General features: G+C 36.9%; 3 protein-coding genes. 1 reads left to right on the plus strand and 2 read right to left on the minus strand.

Annotation, left to right across the window (positions count from 1 at the left end; all coding sequences use genetic code 11):
- Positions 1-52 precede the first annotated feature (52 nt).
- Positions 53-208 carry a PspC domain-containing protein gene (locus ABD985_RS21295; protein ID WP_425550448.1) on the minus strand — a complete coding sequence of 52 codons (156 nt, stop codon included), beginning with the start codon at positions 206-208 and terminating at the stop codon, positions 53-55.
- A 73-nt stretch (positions 209-281) separates the two neighbouring features.
- Positions 282-812: a Riean_0653 family protein gene (locus ABD985_RS21070; RefSeq protein ID WP_345375305.1), complete on the minus strand. Its 531-nt coding sequence runs from the start codon at positions 810-812 to the stop codon at positions 282-284.
- A 354-nt stretch (positions 813-1,166) separates the two neighbouring features.
- On the opposite strand from ABD985_RS21070, the gene ABD985_RS21075 reads away from it, so the two are divergent.
- Positions 1,167-1,610 carry a hypothetical protein gene (locus ABD985_RS21075; RefSeq protein WP_345375307.1) on the plus strand — a complete coding sequence of 148 codons (444 nt, stop codon included), beginning with the start codon at positions 1,167-1,169 and terminating at the stop codon, positions 1,608-1,610.
- Positions 1,611-1,913: the final 303 nt, after the last annotated feature.

Genomic DNA, 1,913 nt, shown 5'->3' on the forward strand with positions numbered 1-1,913 from the left:
TCCGTACGCAGGGTGGTGTGAGAGGACAGGTAGGGAACTAATCCCTACCTTCCTACTCGATTTTAGAAAAAATCTTGATCACCCACAGTATAAGATAAGGAGCAAGTCCTATCCCGAAGAATAACACGCCTAGTACAAATGCTACTCTAATAACAGTAACACTCCAACCCAATTTAACGGATAACCATTTTGAAACACCCAGTATCATAATTGCTTATTTTTAATAGTTTATATTCAACAGTTCGATAATGTACTGTACGTATCTCTAAAGAAAAAGGTTCTTAATCATGAACTCTGAGGTCAAATCGGCCATCACGTACTTGTATGGTATCTCCAACTCCATTCACAGCATCAAATTCAAAGGTTCCGGCTAGTATACTATCCATTCGTGACAGTTGTACTCGGAGAATTTCAGTAGTATAACTCGGGTGTGAACTTTTATAATCTGTCCATACGACAACTTTACTATTGTTGATTCTATCCTCTTTTTTATCTAATAAAAGGCTTTCCCCTATCGACAGATCTTCTTTAAGCAAAGTTAGATATATTTCAGAATGACCAACTTGTTGTGCAGAAATGTGGAAAAAATGCTCACTTTCAGTTGTAAATAATTTGGGTTGATAGCCTGCACCTATCCATTGGGAGCAACATGGTACCCAGACGGTATCAGCAATGATACACCCAAAAGTGTTTTCTCCCTCTGCGGTAATTGCTGGAAGGTCAGGGTTTTCAGGAGGAAAATCTTCACAACTAGCACTACAAAGAAATAGAAAAAGAAATGGAGAGAATAATGTAATAAGCTTATTTGTCATATTAAAATAGTTTAAAAGGGTGATTTGTTAGGGTAAAGTCATCTTAATGAAGAGAAGGTTTTGTTTTTATGTAATCAATGCTTCAGAGTGCTCTTGAGGATTAATGCGATACTACTAAAAAGACTTTTTGTTAAACCGTACAACTTTTCCAAAAATCTGTTCGTTTCCGATCACATGATGGATGTTTAAAAGTATTATACTTGGATATATATCACTATTAATCAGGTGGTTGTGTTTTTGTGGCATTAGATTGGCCTAATAAAGGGCAAGTGTCAAATTAAATACAACGAGTACTTCTCAGTAAGAGGGGTCAATATTTCTAGTGTCAAATTAATCCCAAAAAGTATAATCATTATGAAAGCGTCAAAGAATCTCATCTCACTTCTTATCTTAACGATCAGTATCTTGTTTTCCCTAAACACTTTTGCTTCTGACAAAAAAGGAACAAAGGCAGAAGCTGCGGCAGCAGAAAAGTTAGAGCAGGCCGTAGCTAGAGCTTCCAAAAATGATTGGAAGGTTTATGCCAAGGCTGCCACTTTATTGATCAACCGAGGACATCACTTGGAGTTGGCTAGAGCATGGGCCACGCATGCGATAGAGGTTGAAAATAATGCAATCACCCAAGAGGCATTGGCAGATTACTTCTTCCGAACACACGATCTACAGACTGCTTTTCATCACTATCAGTTAGGGATTCGTCTGGCTGTGAAAAGCCATAATAAAGATAGTCTTATCCGCTTGCAGCGTAAAGCATTAGCCGTAGGCCGTGAGGTTAAGAAAGTGTCTCGAAAACTATAATCCATCCACTCTAATCCGAGTGATCTGTTTTTATATATAAGGAATCATTTTAGATAAACAGAACAAAAAGCAACTCTTTTGGGGTTGCTTTTTTTGTGCATTTCTTAAATGGAATAGCAGTATATCTATTCTTCTTTGAGTATCTTGTTGTGACTATTAGCTTCAAAAATTAGGAAACTTCTAAAGAGAATGGATCAATTACTCGCACTATGATTATTAAATACGTGATTAGTAGTTAGTGATGGCTTTGTTGCAACGAGTCTATACTCTCTAAGGCTCGTTGCTTATTTTTAAATTTTGAAC

Origin of the sequence: Algivirga pacifica, from assembly GCF_039543525.1 — a bacterium.
Taxonomy (GTDB): Bacteria; Bacteroidota; Bacteroidia; order Cytophagales; family Flammeovirgaceae; genus Algivirga; species Algivirga pacifica.